Origin of the sequence: Umboniibacter marinipuniceus, from assembly GCF_003688415.1 — a bacterium.
GTDB classification, from domain to species: domain Bacteria; phylum Pseudomonadota; class Gammaproteobacteria; order Pseudomonadales; family DSM-25080; genus Umboniibacter; species Umboniibacter marinipuniceus.
Genome location: NZ_REFJ01000001.1, coordinates 37,168 through 53,508, shown reverse-complemented (window position 1 = coordinate 53,508; position 16,341 = coordinate 37,168). Strand labels below are relative to the sequence as shown.

The window sequence follows — 16,341 nt, the reverse complement described above, 5'->3', positions numbered from 1 at the left end:
AAGTAAGCCCGCTTTGGATACAGTATGGACGTTTCACAACTACTCGACAAACTAAATGACGCGCAACGCCAGGCGGTTTCCGCCTCGATGCATAATATGTTGGTATTGGCGGGTGCTGGCTCCGGCAAAACGCGGGTGTTGGTCCATCGAATTGCGTGGTTACTTCAGGTTGAAGGCGTCTCCCCCTATGGCATTCTTGCGGTTACCTTCACCAATAAGGCTGCTAAAGAAATGCGCGGCCGCGTTGAAGAACTGGTAGGGCCGTCAGAGCGGGGTATGTGGATTGGTACCTTTCATGGGATTGCTCATCGCTTGCTTAAACATCACTGGCTTGAGGCTGGTCTAAAACAGAACTTTCAGGTGATTGATAGTGATGATCAAGTGCGTTTACTTAAACGGATTTTGAAAGAGCAGGGGATAGATGAAGCACAATTCCCACCCAAACAGATGGCATGGTTCATTAACGGCCAAAAAGACGAAGGGCGTCGCGCCGCTCACCTAGACGCCCGTGACCCTATCTCTCGTACTCAGCAAAAGATTTATCTGGCTTATGAGGATGTTTGTCAGCGGAGCTCGTTGGTAGATTTTGGTGAGTTATTATTGCGTGCGCACGAACTGTGGCTGAATAAGCCCGAACTACTCAGTCATTATCAACAGCGTTTCCAAACAATATTGGTGGATGAGTTTCAAGATACGAATACCATTCAGTACGCATGGCTTCGAGTCCTAGCAGGAAATACAACGCCTATTGTCGCCGTGGGCGATGATGACCAATCCATCTATGGTTGGCGCGGGGCGAAAATTGAAAATATTCGACAATTCGACCGAGATTTTGCTCCGGTAGAAACCATACGGTTGGAACAAAATTACCGTTCTACGAGCACTATTTTGAAGGGAGCGAACGCTGTTATTGAGAACAACGGCGATCGGTTAGGGAAATCACTTTGGACGGATGGCGATGCCGGCGACGATATCACGGTGTTTGCCGCTTACAACGAGCAGGATGAGGCTAGCTACATCAGCGACCAACTTCGAGATTGGCGTAACTCGGGCAGAAAACTTGCCGAAGCGGCGATACTCTACCGATCCAATGCCCAATCAAGAACACTAGAAGAGGCGCTCTTACGCTCCGGCACACCCTACCGTATTTATGGTGGGCAGCGCTTTTACGAGCGACTTGAGATTAAAAACGCGCTTGCCTACCTTCGACTCATTCAGAGCCGTGATGACGATCAGGCGTTCGAGCGAGTGATCAATATCCCAACCCGAGGAATCGGCGAGAAGACCATCGAGAAGATACGTTTGACCGCCAGAGAAGAAGGTTGCAGCTTCTGGGAGGCCGCAGGTTTGATGGTTGAGCGCAAGTTACTGCCAACGCGAGCCAGTAATCTAGTACAGTCGTTCTTAGATTTAGTTGACGAAGCGTCGGTTGGTGATGCGGAGCTGCCGCTATTTGAGCTTTGTGAACAGGTTTTGCATCAGGCTGGGCTGATTGAGTTTCATCAAAAGGAGCGCGGCGAAAAGGGGCAAGCGCGCGTAGAAAACCTGAAGGAACTTATTACTGCAACTAAGAACTTTACTCCAGAGGACGAAGACGAAAGCCCGGCATTAAGTCAGTTCCTAGCCTCGGCATCATTGGACGCTGGCGACCGTCAGGCCAGTGAAGACGAAGATGCAGTGCAGCTAATGACGCTGCACTCCGCCAAAGGCTTAGAGTTCCCCTTGGTATTTATCGCGGGGATGGAGGAGGGATTATTTCCCCATAAAATGTCGCTCGATGAAGGTCGAGGAATTGAAGAGGAGCGTCGCTTAGCCTATGTGGGGATGACCCGAGCAATGGAGCGATTGGTGCTGTGTTGGGCTGAAATGCGCCGCCTCTATGGTAACGAGAACTACACCGTGATGAGTCGCTTTATTCGCGAAGTGCCTGATGAGCTGCTTCACCACGTTCGCCTGAAGGCGACAGTTTCTACTCCTCTATTCCAGAAACCGGCTACGCCACCGCGCTTACGACAAGATGTGGAGCCCCAGAGCGGCATAACACTTGGGCAATTTGTGGTTCACCCCACCTTTGGTGACGGTGTTGTCCTTGCTGTAGAAGGCGCTGGCGCGCGCGCCCGAGTGCAGGTTAATTTTGATCAAGTGGGTGCGAAATGGCTGATGCTTGCACACGCTAATTTACAGGTGTTATAGGCAAAAAAATGACTGATAAAAGAGCTTCAATTCAATCCTTAGTTATCGTTGTTCTTCTTGGATTACTTGTTTTAGTGTTCTATCTTGCGGCCTTCAATCAGGTTAATCGGACTAGCTCACAAGATATCGCTGCCGATCGAGAGCAGACTTTTAATTGGCGCTTGGTAACGACCTGGCCAAAGGGATTTCCCGGTCTAGGTACCGCCCCAGAAAACTTTGCTGAGTTAGTACGAGAGATGTCTGGTGGGCGAATGAACATCACTGTCTACGGCGCCGGTGAAATCGTAGGGGCGCTTGAAGTCTTTGACGCGGTATCTGCAGGTTCCGCCGAGATGGGACATGGAGCGGCCTACTACTGGAAGGGTAAGGTGCCAGCGGCGCAGTTTTTTACCTCTATCCCGTTTGGAATGAATGCTCAGGAGTATAATGGTTGGCTGCATCATGGCGGCGGCTTAGCAATGTGGCGCGACCTCTATGAGCCCTTCAACCTTGTTCCCTTTGCGGGTGGTAATACCGGTGTTCAGATGGGCGGTTGGTATAATCGGGAAATAAACAGCGTCGCAGACTTGAGTGGTTTGAAAATGCGTATTCCTGGTCTGGGTGGCGAAGTACTTAATCGCGCTGGCGGTACCACCGTAAATATTCCAGGTGGAGAGCTTTATACGGCGCTTAAGACTGGGGTGATTGATGCCACTGAATGGGTTGGCCCATACAATGATTTAGCTTTTGGTTTTCATGAAGTGGCTGAGTATTACTACTATCCAGGCTTCCATGAGCCTGGGGCCTCACTTGAGTTTATTGTTAATGCGGATGCGTTGGCAACGCTTCCGTCCGATCTTCGTCATATTGTTGAAGGGGCAGCACGAGCTATCAATCAAGACATGCTTGATGAATATACCGCCAGTAACAACGCCGCCTTGAAAGAGTTGGTTGAGGTCCATGGTGTGAAGTTACGTCGCATGCCTACCCCAGTGTTCAACCATCTCTATCAGATTGCCCAAACACTCTACGAAGAAACCGCGGCAACCGATGCCGAGTTTGCCCGAGTCTGGGAGAGTTATCGGAACTTTCAGCAGAGTGTGCAGCGCTACCATGCGATCTCAGAAGAGGCTTATTACCAACAACGACGTGAAGCAGAGTCGCAATAAACGCTGCGCGGCGTAGGTCAGAGGGTTGCAATGATTAGCGGGGGATTCTACGGGTTCTCCCCTGATCATTAACGGCAACAAAATAGAATCGACCGTCGGCAACCTTTTGCTGGAATGGGCTCTTTCCCTTTGACGTTACCCATGCTTCCACGTTAATTTCCACCGATGCATGGCCGATAGCGACAATATCGCAGTAGCACGAAACGTTTGATCCAAGCGGCACGGGACGAAGGAAGTTGATAGCTTGAACGGCTGCCGTCACCACTCGCCCTTCTGCGGTTTCCTCGGCCAAAACGCTGCCAGCTAAGTCCATTTGTTGCATTAGCCAGCCACCATAAATATCACCATATCCGTTGGTATCTTTACTCAACGCCGTTAAACGCAGACAGAGTTCACCCGTGGGCTTTAGCTCATCGTCTAAGTTGCTTTCTTGGTTCATCAGGCCTCACCTTTTAAGTAATTAGGTAAAAAAGTAGCAATTTCAGGGATCAGTGCCAGGAGGCATAAGACCAAAAGTTGGAGTGCAATAAAGGGCATTACGCCGCGATAGATTTCTTTTGTTGGGATATTCTCGGGCGTTACCCCTCTTAAATAGAATAGGGCAAAACCAAAAGGTGGTGTTAAAAAGCTGGTCTGTAGGTTGATTGCTAAGGCAATCCCTAGCCACAGCGGATCCACACCCATGCCAAGTAAAACCGGACCAACGAGCGGGATGACGACAAAACAGATCTCGATAAAATCGAGTACAAAGCCCATTAGAAAGACGACCAACATGACCATTAATGTAGCGCCCATTACCCCGCCCGGGAGGCTATGAAGAAAGTCTGCAATGAGCTCCTCGCCGCCAAAGCCCCTGAATACTAAAGAGAACATCGAAGCACCCAATAAGATCAAAAAGACCATAGCGGTAATCTTTGCCGCCTGTTGCGATGCGTCCTTGAGTAGCTCAATGCTGAGCACGCCGTTCAAGTAGGCGAGAAAAATAGCGCCGACTGCACCAACACCCGCCGCCTCAGTAGGCGTGGCTGCGCCACTTAAAATAGACCCAAGTACTAGGACGATAAGCAAAATGGGTGGCAGGAGGTGCTTGAAGAGTGCCGCCTTAGATGTTTTTTGTTTGACCGTTAAACGTGGTGTGTGCTGCGGCTTAATGAGTGCATAAAACCCAACGTACAACATGTAAATAGCAACAAGTAATAGGCCTGGAATAATGGCGCCAATGAATAGATCGCCAACCGATAGTGTCTCTGGGTTGTAAATGCCTTGGCGAAGCTGAGCCTGTTGATAGGCGTTAGAGAGGACATCTCCCAGTAAGACAAGGGCAATGGAGGGAGGGATAATCTGTCCAAGGGTACCGGTAGAGGCGATCACTCCGGTAGCTAACGATGGCTTGTAGCCCATCTTTAACATGGTTGGTAGGGAGATCAGCCCCATTGTCACCACCGTTGCACCCACAATACCAGTACTAGCAGCCATCAGCGCGCCCACGGCTATCACCGCCAACGCTAGCCCTCCTGGAACATGCCCCCACATATTGCCTAGCGTCTCCAGCAGTTTCTCTGCAATCTTTGAGCGCTCGAGTAACACGCCCATTAGAACAAAAAGGGGCACTGCCATCAGTGTGCTATTGGTAATGGTGCCGAATACCCGGTTTACATAGGCACCTAACAGCTGTTGGTCGAAAACTCCGCCGAGGATACCGCCGGCGGCAAACGCAAGGGATACACCCGCCAGAGTCAATGCCACGGGATAACCTGAAATGAGTGCAAAACAAAGCACTACAAACATAAGTACGGCAATCCACTCCATTAGTTGAGCTCCTCGACTGCCGCTAGCAGCGCTTTAATATTGGTAACTAGTAGTGCCAAACCTTGAACTGCAAGGAGTGCGAAGCTCACCGGAATAATACTTTTTAAAATAAATAGAGCGGGTATGCCATTTGCTTGAGGAGAATCTTCAAGTATTAACCAGGAGTCCATAACAAACGGCAGTGATGAGACGGTGCTATAAACGCAAAATGGCAACAGGCAGACTATGGCGCCAACGATATTGACCCAGCGTTGCGATTGGGGGCGCATTCGACGGTAGAAAATGTCCACTCTGACGTGGTCTTCGGTTTGCAGCGCCCAAGGAATAACAAGCATCAGCGCAAACGCATGCAAATACATAACTGATTCCTGAACGGCGATGGCACTCCAGTCAAAGCCGAACCTAAGCAGCACAATGAGAGTAGTGATGAGCGCCATTGCTAAAATAAGCAGGCTCGCCCATTGGCCAATCTTTGCGATGAGATGATTAATCCGAGAGGTATGCACGGTGTGTCTCTTATTGTTTTCTTCGATTATACCTGATGCAGCACTCGTGTTAAGCGCTCTGAGTAGCTTGAAAGGGTATTTTTACTCGAATATTACAAATAATCTGTTTTGTAACACAGTTGTCATAAAGACTTCGTAGACTGGCCACAGTTGAAAAATTGCCTAGGAGCAAAATTATGAAACTTAAAGCACTATTGGCCATCGGTCTTATTGCTAGCGCAGCACAAGTGTCGGCGCGTGAGCATATCGAAATTGTTGGCTCATCGACTGTTTATCCGTTTACTACCGTCGTAGCGGAGCGCTTCGGTAAGGCAACGCAATTTCGCACACCCACTGTTGAGTCTACGGGTACCGGTGGCGGAATGCAGTTATTCTGTGGTGGCGTAGGCGTAGGTACACCGGATATGACCAACGCATCTCGTCGTATCAAGTCATCAGAAATTGAGTTGTGTGCTAGCAACGGCGTTAACGAAATCGTTGAAGTTAAAGTTGGCTACGATGGCATTGTCATGGCTAACTCAGTAGCCGCTCAGCAATTCGACCTAACGCCACGTGAAATTTTCTTGGCGCTAGGAAAGTTGGTACCAAACCCTGATGGTAGTGAGACTCTGGTAGAAAACCCATACCGTACTTGGGACCAGGTAAATAGTTCACTGCCAGCGGTTCGTATTGAAGTGTTAGGCCCTCCGCCATCATCGGGTACGCGTGATGCTTTCGCTGAGTTAGCTATGGAGTCAGGCTGTAAGTCTTTTGATTGGATTGCAGCGATCAAGTCTGAAGATAAAAACCGCTTTAAGGCTGTTTGTCATGGTATTCGTGAAGACGGAGCCTATGTTGAAGCAGGCGAAAACGATAACCTAATCGTACAGAAATTAGCGGCTAACCCGAATAGTTTGGGCGTGTTTGGCTACAGCTTCCTTGAGTCAAATGCTGATGTGGTTCACGGTGCAATGATCGATGGTATCGCACCTGAATTCGAGGCGATTTCAGATGGTAGCTACCCAATCTCTCGCGCGTTGTTCTTTTATGTGAAGGCTGCTCATGTCAATGTTGTTCCTGGGATTGAAGAGTTCCTCTCTGAATTCACCAGCGAAGCGGCTTGGGGTGACGATGGTTACCTAACTGATCGCGGTTTAATCCCAATGCCAGAAGAAGAGCGTGCTCAAGTTGGCACCGCGGTTCGTAATCTGGAAGCGATCTAATACTCGCTTTTATAATGAAGTTGGCACAACCCACCTGCGCTCAGCGCAGGTGGGTTGTGCTTGTTATAGACTGACCCGTAAATATATCGGTTGATTGAGTTAACTATGTCTCCAAGTGTGATTTTATTTTTAATTGTCGGGCTTGGCTTATTCTCGTGGTTTACCGCCACAGGACGAGCCAAGAAGAAGTCGGTAGGATCCAGCCGACTTCCTGCCCTACCGCATTACTACGGCCTTTGGGCGGTGTTATGGACGGTTGTTCCTGCGCTATTCTTGGTGCTGATTTGGGTGCTGCTAGAGCAGAGTGTTATTCGCTCCATTGTGGTAGCAGATATTCCGACATCGTACCTAACAGGTGTTAATTCTGATCCGTCACTGATCTTTTCAATGATCAAAAATCACGTTCAAGAAGGGGTTATCTCGGAATCCCTAGCAGTTGAATTAGTTCCCGCTGCGGAGACTTATGTCTATCTAGCTGGAGCGGCTAATAGCGCGCTGTTTGGAGCGGTTGCGCTGATTGGCGTGGCGGGCCTGTTATTCTCAGTGGTGAAGTTCTCAAGTAAGCTTCATGCTCGGGTCTCGGTTGAAAAGTGGATTCGCGGCTTTCTATTTCTAAGTAGCCTAATTGCTATCCTAACCACTTTGGGAATTTTGCTGTCGGTAATCTTTGAATCGATGCGCTTCTTCCAGATGGTATCGCCAATGGAATTCCTCTTCGGAACGCATTGGAGCCCTCAGGTAGCGCTACGAGCCGATCAGACCGCCTCATCGGGTAGTTTTGGTGCTGTTCCATTGTTTGCCGGAACGCTATTAATTGCGGCGATCGCGATGACCGTAGCCCTTCCAGTGGGTCTCTACTCAGCCATCTTTTTGTCGGAATATGCGACGACACGCGTGCGCAACATTCTCAAGCCGGTACTCGAAGTGTTAGCCGGTATTCCAACGGTAGTCTACGGCTTTTTTGCAGCGCTGACGGTTGCGCCAAATGTACGAAACTTTGTGGAATGGCTTTCCGAAAAGTTGATTTCAATGGGTTTGATGGATACGCCGTTCGAGATTAGTTCAGAAAGTGCATTGGCAGCCGGCGCGGTTATGGGGATCATGTTGATTCCGTTTATCTCCTCAATGGCCGATGACGTGATTCGAGCGGTGCCGACGTCGCTTCGCGATGGGTCGCTAGGGCTCGGAGCTACCCGAAGTGAGACAATTACTAAAGTCACACTCCCAGCCGCGCTGCCAGGCGTTGTTGGTGGCATCATGTTGGCAATATCACGAGCGATTGGTGAAACCATGATTGTGGTGATGGCAGCTGGCCTGTCAGCAAAGATGACCGCCAACCCGTTTGAGTCGGTGACCACCGTTACGGTACAAATCGCCACCCTGTTGGTGGGAGATCAGGAATTTGATAGTCCGAAGACACTCGCAGCCTTCGCACTTGGCTTGGTGCTGTTCGTGGTGACCTTAATCCTTAATATGATTGCGCTGCACGTAGTAAATAAATATCGAGAGCAATATGACTAATTCAAATTTAGATCGGGTAAGGCAGTCACTGAAAAAGCGCCATCGCCGCGAGCGTCGTTTTAAGCGCCTTGGAATGCTGGCGATTCTCTTCGCTGTCAGCGCGCTGGTGATCCTACTGAGTGACGTATTTTTGAAGGGTTACAAGGCCTTCATTCAAACCGAGGTTCGCATTGAAGTAAGCTTCGATCAGCAACTACTAGGTGTTGATGAGCTCACCACTGAAGCGCTTCGTGGCGCTAATTGGAATGGGGTGATCAAATCAAGCTTGCGGGATATGTATCCTGACGTAACGCGCCGAGCAGATAAGCGCGCGCTCTATGCGCTGGTGTCGGAAAGTTCTCAGTGGCAGTTGGCCGAGCAGCTTGAAGCTAACCCAGAGTGGTTGAATGGCACCCATTCAGTATGGCTTCGCGCCAGTTCTGATGTGGATATGTGGTACAAGTACTTCCGCGAGGAATCGGTGGGCACACGACTCAACGAAAAGCAGATAGCTTGGACCGAAGCGCTCATTGAGCAAGACAGCATGCGCTCCGTGTTTAACCGCATCTTCTTCCAGAATGGCGCCTCGAGAAACCCTGAGGAAGCGGGCATTAGAGGGGCGCTGATAGGGTCCTTGCTAACACTGTTAGTAACCTTCTGCGTATCCTTTCCCATTGCGGTTGCGACCGCGGTATACCTTGAGGAGTTTGCGCCAAAGAACCGCTTCACTCAATTCGTTGAGGTGAACATCAACAATTTGGCTGCTGTGCCATCAATCACCTTCGGCCTGCTTGGCTTAGCGGTTTTTCTTCAATGGTTCGGCATGCCGCGCTCGGCACCGCTTGTGGGTGGTCTAGTATTAAGTTTAATGACATTGCCAACAATTATTATCGCGGCACGTGCAGCGATTAAGTCGGTACCGCCCTCTATTCGCGATGCGGCTCTGGGCTTGGGCGCCTCCAAGACACAGGTGGTCTTCCATCACGTGGTGCCATTGGCGATGCCTGGTATCTTGACCGGAACCATCATTGGTTTAGCGCAAGCGCTCGGTGAAACAGCACCGCTAATGATGATTGGTATGGTTGCCTTTATTGTTGACGTGCCTTCAACAATCACTGATCCGTCTGCGGTACTGCCGGTACAGATTTTCCTTTGGTCTGATGCACCAGAGCGCGGGTATATGGAAAAGACCTCAGGGGCAATTCTTGTCCTACTGATGTTCTTGATGGTCATGAACGCCTTTGCGGTATGGCTGCGTAAGCGCCTCGAAAAGCGCTGGTAAAAGTTTTAGATTAATAGATTGGAAATATTTTGATGTCAGATAAGTATGTAACAGTTGGGTCACCAAATAGTGCAGACCCTAAAATTACCGCCGACGGTGTGAGCGTATTCTATGGCGACAAGCAAGCCATTTTCGATGTGAGCTTAGACATAGGTAAGAATGAAGTAATTGCCTTTATTGGCCCCTCAGGTTGCGGTAAGTCAACGTTCTTGCGCACCATCAACCGGATGAACGACACCATCGATACCTGTCGTGTTTCAGGGAAAATGCTCTTGGAAGGGCAAGATATCTATGGCGCCAAAGTAGACCCAGTGGAGCTTAGAGCTCGAGTTGGCATGGTATTCCAAAAGCCAAACCCGTTTCCTAAGTCTATTTATGAGAATGTGGCCTATGGCCCAAAGATTCATGGTCTTGCGCGCAATCGTATTGAGCTTGATGAAATGGTTGAAAGCAGCCTCCAGAAAGCGGGACTTTGGAACGAAGTGAAGGACCGGTTGCATACGCCCGGAATAGGGCTCTCGGGCGGTCAGCAGCAGCGTTTATGTATTGCTCGAACCATTGCGGTGAATCCAGAGGTTATCCTCATGGATGAGCCGTGCTCGGCATTGGACCCTATTGCAACGGCGCGTATCGAAGAGCTCATTGCAGAGTTGTCGAGCAACTACACCATCGTAGTGGTGACGCATTCCATGCAGCAAGCGGCGAGAATTTCTAATCGCACCGCCTATTTCCATTTGGGCAAGTTGATTGAGGTTGATGATACCAACACGGTATTTACTTCGCCCGGTCATAAGTTAACAGAAGATTACATTACTGGACGTTTCGGTTAAGGAGAAGGCAAATGATGAAGCTTGATGGGCATATTTCACAACGCTTTAATCAGGATTTGGAAGATATTCGTAGCCGTCTGCTCGAGATGGGTGGTTTAGTTGAGCAACAGCTTGTCAAAGCGATGGCAGCCTTTGAAAGCGGTGATAGTGAGTTAGGCTTAGCCGTTTCTAAAGATGATGTTGAAGTGAACCGTCTTGAGGTAGAAACGGAAGATCTTTGCACCAAAATTTTGGTGAAACGTCAGCCCGCAGCCAGCGACCTACGAATGGTACTAGCGGTGTCGAGGATTGTACGTGACCTGGAAAGGATGGGAGACGAGGCGGCAAAGATCGCTGACCTGGGTGTTCGTCTTGCCGAAGAGGGGAGCTCTCCAATTGGCTATGTTGAATGTCGAAACATTGCCACACGGGTGCGTGAGATGATTAATGCCTCGCTTGATGCCTTTGCTCGCTACGATGCGGAAAAGGCCCGTGAGACGATGCGTGTGGACGAAAAAGTGGATGACGAGTACGCCAGCGCTTTACGTAGTCTAGTGACCTACATGATGGAAGATCCGCGTTCTATTAAGCGGGTAATGAATGTTATGTGGACACTGCGCAGTCTTGAGCGTATCGGCGATCACGCCACCAACGTTTGTGAGCAAATAATTTACTTAGTTGAAGGCGAAGATATGCGCCATAGCTTCAAGTAATCCAACTCAAAGGGTGGCCCTATGGCCACCCGATAATAGTAATTTCCCTCTATCTCGCCACCTTGGTAAATAACGGGTTGTACTCTGCCAGCTCAGGATTTAATGTAAGGCTAAATTAACCATTCGTAGTCTTTATTATGATACTAAGTACCCGTAAAACATTTCTCCTTATGGCGCTATACACCATCACAATGATGGCCACAGCACTGCTGTACTTCCAAAATCACCTTGGCTATGAACCCTGTGTGCTTTGTGTTGCTCAACGTATCGCTACAATCAGCATTGGTGTCATTGCGCTGATCGCTTTCGTTCATGGTGGCGCCACAAAGGTCTATGCAGGCTTGCTCGTGTTAGCCTCGGGTGCCGGCGCTGCCATAGCGGGTCGCCATGTTTGGATTCAGAGCCTTCCCGAAGATGAAGTACCGTTGTGCGGTCCAAGTTTCGATTACATAGTGGATGCTTTTCCGCTGCGCGATGCCTTGGAGATGATTTTATTGGGGGATGGCAGCTGTGCCGACGTACATTGGAGTCTGCTTGGCTTATCTATCCCAGCCTGGACATTGATCGCGTTCTTAGGCTTGTTGGGACTCGCTATTTTTCAGCTTATTCGTCGCTCGAAATAAGTGGTATAGCCGGTGTATTCGTCTAAACTCAAATTAAGGGATTTAACGAGGGGAAAGACCATATGTTAATTAAAAGTCAGACTGCTGCGGAACGTTTTGGTGGTGTGAGCACCATCATTGATAGTTGGCTCCAAGAGCGACAGCAGTTGGTGAAAATATACTGTCAGTTAACGGGTCTACACCCAGCGCAGCCGCGTCCCGTTTGGGATAGTATCCAGCGCTTTTGTCAGCTCTTGGTGGACTATGCATCGAAAGGGCACTTTGAGGTTTACGAACAATTAATGCTTGAAGGTCAGGACTTTAAGGATGGTAGCGATGAGATTGCCGGTGTCTTGATTCCCAAGTTAGAGCAGAATACTCAGCATCTCATGGATTTCCATGACTTTGTGAATGAAAAGTGTAATCTCCATGAGCTAGCAAATAAGGTTGTTGGTTTAGGAGAGCATTTGGAAGCTCGCTTTGAAATGGAAGATCAAATGATTGAGATTCTTCACAATGCACATCGCGATATGGTTGAAGGCTGAGCTAGCCGCTAAGACCTTAGACAGCTAACTGCATTTGCAGCAAAAAAAGGCGCCAATGGTAATCCATGGCGCCTTTTTAATGATCAAAAAAGCTTAATTACTCAGCAATTTCAAGTAATTCAACTTCAAAGATTAGCGTTGACTTAGGTGGGATAGACATTGAACCATTCTCACCGTAAGCCAAGTTATAAGGAATGTATAGCTTGTGCTTGGCACCAACTTTCATAAGCGCTACGCCTTCAGTCCAGCCACTAATGACCTGATCAAGACCGAAGGTAGCCGGGCCACCGTGTAGTGAAGAATCGTCAAAGACGCTACCGTCAAGGAAAGTACCTTTGTAGTTAACGGTTACCGTGTCGTCAGCTGAAGGCTGGGCGCCAGTCCCTTCTACGAGCACTTCATACTGAAGACCACTTTCAGTAGTGATGACTTCTGGGCGGGCGCCGTTCTCTTCGAGGAACGCCAAGCCAGCAGCTTCGTTTTCAGCCGACTGTGAAGCTAAGGTTGCTTCCGCTTCCTGTTGAGCCGCGATCTGCTGAGCTTCCATCATAGTTTGGAACTCGGCAAGCGTAGCGGTAATTTGTTCTTCGCTCAGACGCTGCTCAAAGCCATTTAGACCGTCGTTAATTCCCGCTTCAAGAGCGTTTTGGCTAATTTCAAATTCACCGCCAGATAGCTGCTGACCGAACTGAAGGCCCATTAGGTAAGAAACTCGCTGCTCTAGCGTTTCCACCGGTGCTGAGCTCTGCATTGCAACATCAGTTGTTGTAGTCTCTTCTTCTCCGCAACCTACTAGTGTTACAGATATGGCCACCGCAGCGGCGAGTGTTTTTAATTTCATGTTTAATCCTGTTTATGAATGGTCATTTTTTGGTTATTGCTAGAGTCTATGGCTTCAAGCGCTCTGAGTCTATGACTTGCGTCAAATGCCTAGCCAGCGCCAGCTCCTGTGTGGTGAGTACGATGGCTTCAAAGTTGAGTGCGCTAGAGCGATCAGCGGAAATACAGCCACAGAGTTCATTGGCATAGCACTGTTCGGCTTTAAGCTCTAAGTGCTTTTGAGCCTGATACAGTGGATCCACTACAACAGACTTGGACTGTCGACGAAGTGAGCGATAGGCTTCCACTAGTGGTCGGTAGGTTGCTGTTAGTTCCTCAATACGCTGAATGCCTTCTAAGTTAAAGCTGTGATGCTGCTGCTTGCTCCAGACTGAAAATAGGAGCAAGACCACATCGGCATGTTCCGTTATCGACGCATTGATTAAACGCTCAGACAACGCTTTATCTGACCAAGTTCGTAGGCAGAAGTTCCAGAAACTTTCGCTTAAAGCCGACATATCGAACCTCATATTTGCTAAACTGCGGACATTAAAAATGGGCGAGTAAGCACCGATGATACAAATAACAGCCGCGAATCTCCAACGAGGCGAGAAAAGCCTGCTAGAGAACGCCTCACTGCGAATAAATACTGGGCATAAAATAGCACTGATTGGCGCCAACGGCGCTGGTAAGACCACGCTATTTAAACTGCTGATGGGTGAGTTAACGGTGGATCAGGGTGACTGCCACGTCCCCAAAGCTTGGACTATCGCGCATATGGCACAGGAGCACCCTGAGACCGATGCGATTGCCGTGGACTATGTGGTTGATGGTGACGCTGAACTGCGGAGCATTGAAGGGCAGCTCCAACAAGCGGAAGCGCTTGATGATGGCCCAAAAATGGCTACCGCACACGCTGAACTTGAGCGCATAGACGGCTATGGCGCTAAAAATAGAGCTGAGAAGCTCCTTCACGGTCTCGGCTTTGCCAATGATGTGGGTGAGAGAACCGTGACCTCATATTCTGGCGGTTGGCGAATGCGCCTCAATCTTGCCAGAGCGCTGATGTGTCGCTCCGACCTATTGTTGTTAGATGAACCCACCAACCACCTTGACTTGGATACAATTATTTGGCTCCAGGATTGGCTGAAGGCCTATGAGGGTACTTTAATCCTTATCTCTCACGATAGGGATTTTATTGACGCTGTGGCGAATCACATTGTTGCGCTTGAGCAACGACAGTTGACCTCGTATCGAGGTAACTATTCCGCCTATGAATGCCAAAAGGCTGAGCGCATGGCTCAGCAGCAGGCGATCTTTGAGAAGCAGCAACGACGTAAAAAGGAAATTGAATCCTTTGTTGCGCGCTTTCGTTACAAGGCCACCAAAGCTCGCCAGGCACAGTCTCGACTCAAAGAGCTTCAGCGGATGGAAGATATTGCTCCAGCGCACGCTGACAGCCCATTTCATTTCCGTATTCCCTGTTACGATAAGATTTCCTCGCCACTCATGAACTTAGATGAGGTGGCGGTAGGCTATCCGTCGGCGACAGTGTTTAATAAGCTCAGCTTCGCCATCCAACCTGGTCAGCGAATTGGTCTGTTGGGCGTCAACGGCGCTGGTAAGTCCACCCTGATCAAAACATTGGTTGGTGAACTCCCTAAGTTGGGCGGTGAAATCATTTCCGGTGAGCACACGCGCGTCGGTTATTTCGCGCAGCAGCAGCTTGATGCCCTGGAGTTGGAACAAAGTTGTTTCGACCATATTAGAATGTTGAGCCCGAATGCCCCTGAGGCCGAGGTGCGTAAGTTCTTGGGTGGCTTTAATTTTCAGGGAGACCGAGTCTTTGAGGCTATTGAGCCATTTTCAGGCGGCGAGAAAACACGATTAGCACTGGCTCTTGTGGTTTGGCAACAACCCAACCTGCTGATTCTGGATGAGCCTACCAACCACCTTGATCTCGAGGTTCGCCATGCCCTTACAGTGGCGTTACAGACCTTTGAGGGAGCGGTATTACTGGTGTCTCACGATCGCCACCTGTTAGCGAATACGGTGGATGAATACTGGCTAGTTGCCGATGGAGCCGTAGCGGCCTTTGATGGTGACCTGAATGACTACTCGCGGTGGTTAAAGCAGCGTGACCTCGATGCTACGCCAACCAGCAAAACCACCACCCCCGCGGTGGACAAAAAACAAGCGCGTCAGGAGGCGGCGAATAGGCGGGCCTTGCTGGCGCCACTAAGAAAGAAACAGCAACAGCTAGAAAAGGAAATCGAGCAGCTGGAGCAGCGGTTGGCATTAATAGAGGGCCAACTTGGCGAACCGAGTATTTACACTGAAGAACCGGCGCGAGCCCAGGAATTGTCGGCTGAGAGCGGCAAGCTTCGAGTTCAGTTGGAGGAAGTTGAAGCGAGCTGGCTGGAGGTTCTTGAGCAGCTTGAGGCGGCTGAATAGCGCCACCCTCCGCTGTTCATTAACTTCGGTCTAGCTCTTTACGAATATCAGGTCCCAGACCCCGTGCCCCAGCCGCTCACCGCGTTTTTCAAACTTGGTAATGGGGCGATAGTCTGGTCGCGGGGCGAAATCACTGCCCGGCATGCTGTTTTGGAAGCCGTTTTCTTCATTCATGGTTTCCATCATGTGCTCAGCATACGGCTCCCAGTCAGTGGCCATATGAAAATGACCAGCAGGGATCAGTTTTTGGCGTATCTTCTCAACAAACTCGGCTTGGACAATTCGCCGCTTGTTATGCTTCTTCTTGTGCCAAGGATCCGGGAAATAGAGTTGTAGGCGCTTAATACTCTCGTCAGCGAAACAATCCTCGAGGACATCGTTTGCATCGGCGCAGAACACTCGAATATTGCTTAGTTCGCGCAGCGTCGCTTCGTTGATCAGTCGGCCCACGCCTGGTGGGTGAACTTCGATACCAATGAAGTTGGTGCTCGGGTCCTTCTCAGCCATTTCGAGTAGTGAGTCGCCCATGCCGAACCCTACCTCAACCACCACCGGGTTATCATTGCCAAATACCTCAGCCAGGTCCAAGAGACCGTCATATAGGCTCAGGCCATAATGAGGCCACTGTTGCTCCATGGCTTGACGTTGTCCATCAGTGATTCGGCCAGCGCGAATAACAAAACTGCGAATCGATTTTTTTTTGTACTGCGGACGAATTTCAAATGGCGTTTCTTCAGGCGTTGAATCTGTCATAACTCA

At 49.6% G+C, this 16,341-nt stretch carries 16 protein-coding genes; 10 read left to right on the top strand and 6 right to left on the bottom strand.

Annotated features, from left to right (window positions below; translation table 11 throughout):
• Positions 1-24: 24 nt before the first annotated feature.
• A complete protein-coding gene (uvrD, locus tag DFR27_RS00280; RefSeq protein WP_121875458.1) occupies positions 25-2,193 on the top strand; it encodes a DNA helicase II in 2,169 nt (722 codons plus the stop codon).
• An 8-nt stretch (positions 2,194-2,201) separates the two neighbouring features.
• Positions 2,202-3,341: a TRAP transporter substrate-binding protein gene (locus DFR27_RS00275; protein WP_121875457.1), complete on the top strand. Its 1,140-nt coding sequence runs from the start codon at positions 2,202-2,204 to the stop codon at positions 3,339-3,341.
• A gap of 34 nt (positions 3,342-3,375) precedes the next feature.
• On the opposite strand, the gene DFR27_RS00270 is transcribed toward DFR27_RS00275, so the two are convergent.
• The 3 genes from DFR27_RS00270 to DFR27_RS00260 are packed head-to-tail and all read right to left on the bottom strand — an operon-like array spanning position 3,376 to position 5,656.
• The gene (locus DFR27_RS00270; protein ID WP_121875456.1) at positions 3,376-3,780 is read right to left on the bottom strand and encodes an acyl-CoA thioesterase; all 405 of its coding nucleotides are present in this window, start codon (positions 3,778-3,780) and stop codon (positions 3,376-3,378) included.
• Positions 3,780-5,150, bottom strand: coding sequence for a TRAP transporter large permease (locus DFR27_RS00265; protein ID WP_121875455.1), 1,371 nt, complete (start codon positions 5,148-5,150; stop codon positions 3,780-3,782). The genes DFR27_RS00270 and DFR27_RS00265 overlap by 1 nt, the downstream gene beginning before the upstream one ends.
• The gene (locus tag DFR27_RS00260; RefSeq protein ID WP_121875454.1) at positions 5,150-5,656 is read right to left on the bottom strand and encodes a TRAP transporter small permease subunit; all 507 of its coding nucleotides are present in this window, start codon (positions 5,654-5,656) and stop codon (positions 5,150-5,152) included. The genes DFR27_RS00265 and DFR27_RS00260 overlap by 1 nt, the downstream gene beginning before the upstream one ends.
• A 176-nt stretch (positions 5,657-5,832) precedes the next feature.
• Here DFR27_RS00260 and DFR27_RS00255 point away from each other — a divergent pair, with 176 nt between their 5' ends.
• The 7 genes from DFR27_RS00255 (at position 5,833) to rsd (ending at position 12,309) form a co-directional block, all read left to right on the top strand.
• The gene (locus DFR27_RS00255) at positions 5,833-6,858 is read left to right on the top strand and encodes a substrate-binding domain-containing protein (protein ID WP_121875453.1); all 1,026 of its coding nucleotides are present in this window, start codon (positions 5,833-5,835) and stop codon (positions 6,856-6,858) included.
• A gap of 105 nt (positions 6,859-6,963) precedes the next feature.
• The gene (gene pstC, locus DFR27_RS00250; RefSeq protein WP_121875452.1) at positions 6,964-8,379 is read left to right on the top strand and encodes a phosphate ABC transporter permease subunit PstC; all 1,416 of its coding nucleotides are present in this window, start codon (positions 6,964-6,966) and stop codon (positions 8,377-8,379) included.
• Positions 8,372-9,640: a phosphate ABC transporter permease PstA gene (pstA, locus tag DFR27_RS00245; RefSeq protein WP_121875451.1), complete on the top strand. Its 1,269-nt coding sequence runs from the start codon at positions 8,372-8,374 to the stop codon at positions 9,638-9,640. Before pstC ends, pstA begins: the two co-directional genes overlap by 8 nt.
• A 32-nt stretch (positions 9,641-9,672) precedes the next feature.
• Positions 9,673-10,470, top strand: coding sequence for a phosphate ABC transporter ATP-binding protein PstB (gene pstB / locus DFR27_RS00240; protein WP_121875450.1), 798 nt, complete (start codon positions 9,673-9,675; stop codon positions 10,468-10,470).
• Between the two features lie 11 nt (positions 10,471-10,481).
• On the top strand, positions 10,482-11,162 hold the full coding sequence (phoU, locus tag DFR27_RS00235; protein ID WP_121875449.1) for a phosphate signaling complex protein PhoU: 681 nt from the start codon (positions 10,482-10,484) through the stop codon (positions 11,160-11,162).
• 137 nt (positions 11,163-11,299) lie between these two features.
• Complete coding sequence (locus DFR27_RS00230) at positions 11,300-11,785, top strand: disulfide bond formation protein B (protein ID WP_121875448.1); 486 nt, start codon at positions 11,300-11,302, stop codon at positions 11,783-11,785.
• A gap of 62 nt (positions 11,786-11,847) precedes the next feature.
• Complete coding sequence (gene rsd / locus DFR27_RS00225; RefSeq protein WP_121875447.1) at positions 11,848-12,309, top strand: sigma D regulator; 462 nt, start codon at positions 11,848-11,850, stop codon at positions 12,307-12,309.
• 97 nt (positions 12,310-12,406) lie between these two features.
• On the opposite strand, the gene bamJ is transcribed toward rsd, so the two are convergent.
• Together bamJ and DFR27_RS00215 are read right to left on the bottom strand one after the other, a co-directional pair.
• A complete protein-coding gene (gene bamJ, locus DFR27_RS00220) occupies positions 12,407-13,150 on the bottom strand; it encodes a BamJ family beta-barrel-assembly machinery protein (protein WP_211327516.1) in 744 nt (247 codons plus the stop codon).
• Between the two features lie 46 nt (positions 13,151-13,196).
• Positions 13,197-13,646: a DUF2390 domain-containing protein gene (locus DFR27_RS00215; protein WP_170150728.1), complete on the bottom strand. Its 450-nt coding sequence runs from the start codon at positions 13,644-13,646 to the stop codon at positions 13,197-13,199.
• A gap of 55 nt (positions 13,647-13,701) precedes the next feature.
• Between DFR27_RS00215 and DFR27_RS00210 the strand changes: the two genes are divergently transcribed.
• Entirely contained in the window at positions 13,702-15,582 is a 1,881-nt protein-coding gene (locus tag DFR27_RS00210) for an ABC-F family ATP-binding cassette domain-containing protein (protein ID WP_121875445.1), read from the top strand.
• A gap of 30 nt (positions 15,583-15,612) precedes the next feature.
• Here the strand turns inward: DFR27_RS00210 and trmB are convergent, their stop codons facing one another.
• A complete protein-coding gene (gene trmB / locus DFR27_RS00205; RefSeq protein WP_121875444.1) occupies positions 15,613-16,335 on the bottom strand; it encodes a tRNA (guanosine(46)-N7)-methyltransferase TrmB in 723 nt (240 codons plus the stop codon).
• Positions 16,336-16,341 lie beyond the last annotated feature (6 nt).

Coding starts and splice junctions, on each gene's coding strand:
- DFR27_RS00210 (WP_121875445.1), top strand. CDS start 13,702: ATGATACAAATAACAGCCGCGAATCTCCAACGAGGCGAGAAAAGCCTG.
- trmB (WP_121875444.1), bottom strand. CDS start 16,335: ATGACAGATTCAACGCCTGAAGAAACGCCATTTGAAATTCGTCCGCAG.
- rsd (WP_121875447.1), top strand. CDS start 11,848: ATGTTAATTAAAAGTCAGACTGCTGCGGAACGTTTTGGTGGTGTGAGC.
- DFR27_RS00215 (WP_170150728.1), bottom strand. CDS start 13,646: ATGTCGGCTTTAAGCGAAAGTTTCTGGAACTTCTGCCTACGAACTTGG.
- DFR27_RS00265 (WP_121875455.1), bottom strand. CDS start 5,150: ATGGAGTGGATTGCCGTACTTATGTTTGTAGTGCTTTGTTTTGCACTC.
- DFR27_RS00255 (WP_121875453.1), top strand. CDS start 5,833: ATGAAACTTAAAGCACTATTGGCCATCGGTCTTATTGCTAGCGCAGCA.
- DFR27_RS00230 (WP_121875448.1), top strand. CDS start 11,300: ATGATACTAAGTACCCGTAAAACATTTCTCCTTATGGCGCTATACACC.
- DFR27_RS00270 (WP_121875456.1), bottom strand. CDS start 3,780: ATGAACCAAGAAAGCAACTTAGACGATGAGCTAAAGCCCACGGGTGAA.
- DFR27_RS00275 (WP_121875457.1), top strand. CDS start 2,202: ATGACTGATAAAAGAGCTTCAATTCAATCCTTAGTTATCGTTGTTCTT.
- bamJ (WP_211327516.1), bottom strand. CDS start 13,150: ATGAAATTAAAAACACTCGCCGCTGCGGTGGCCATATCTGTAACACTA.
- pstA (WP_121875451.1), top strand. CDS start 8,372: ATGACTAATTCAAATTTAGATCGGGTAAGGCAGTCACTGAAAAAGCGC.
- pstB (WP_121875450.1), top strand. CDS start 9,673: ATGTCAGATAAGTATGTAACAGTTGGGTCACCAAATAGTGCAGACCCT.
- phoU (WP_121875449.1), top strand. CDS start 10,482: ATGATGAAGCTTGATGGGCATATTTCACAACGCTTTAATCAGGATTTG.
- uvrD (WP_121875458.1), top strand. CDS start 25: ATGGACGTTTCACAACTACTCGACAAACTAAATGACGCGCAACGCCAG.
- pstC (WP_121875452.1), top strand. CDS start 6,964: ATGTCTCCAAGTGTGATTTTATTTTTAATTGTCGGGCTTGGCTTATTC.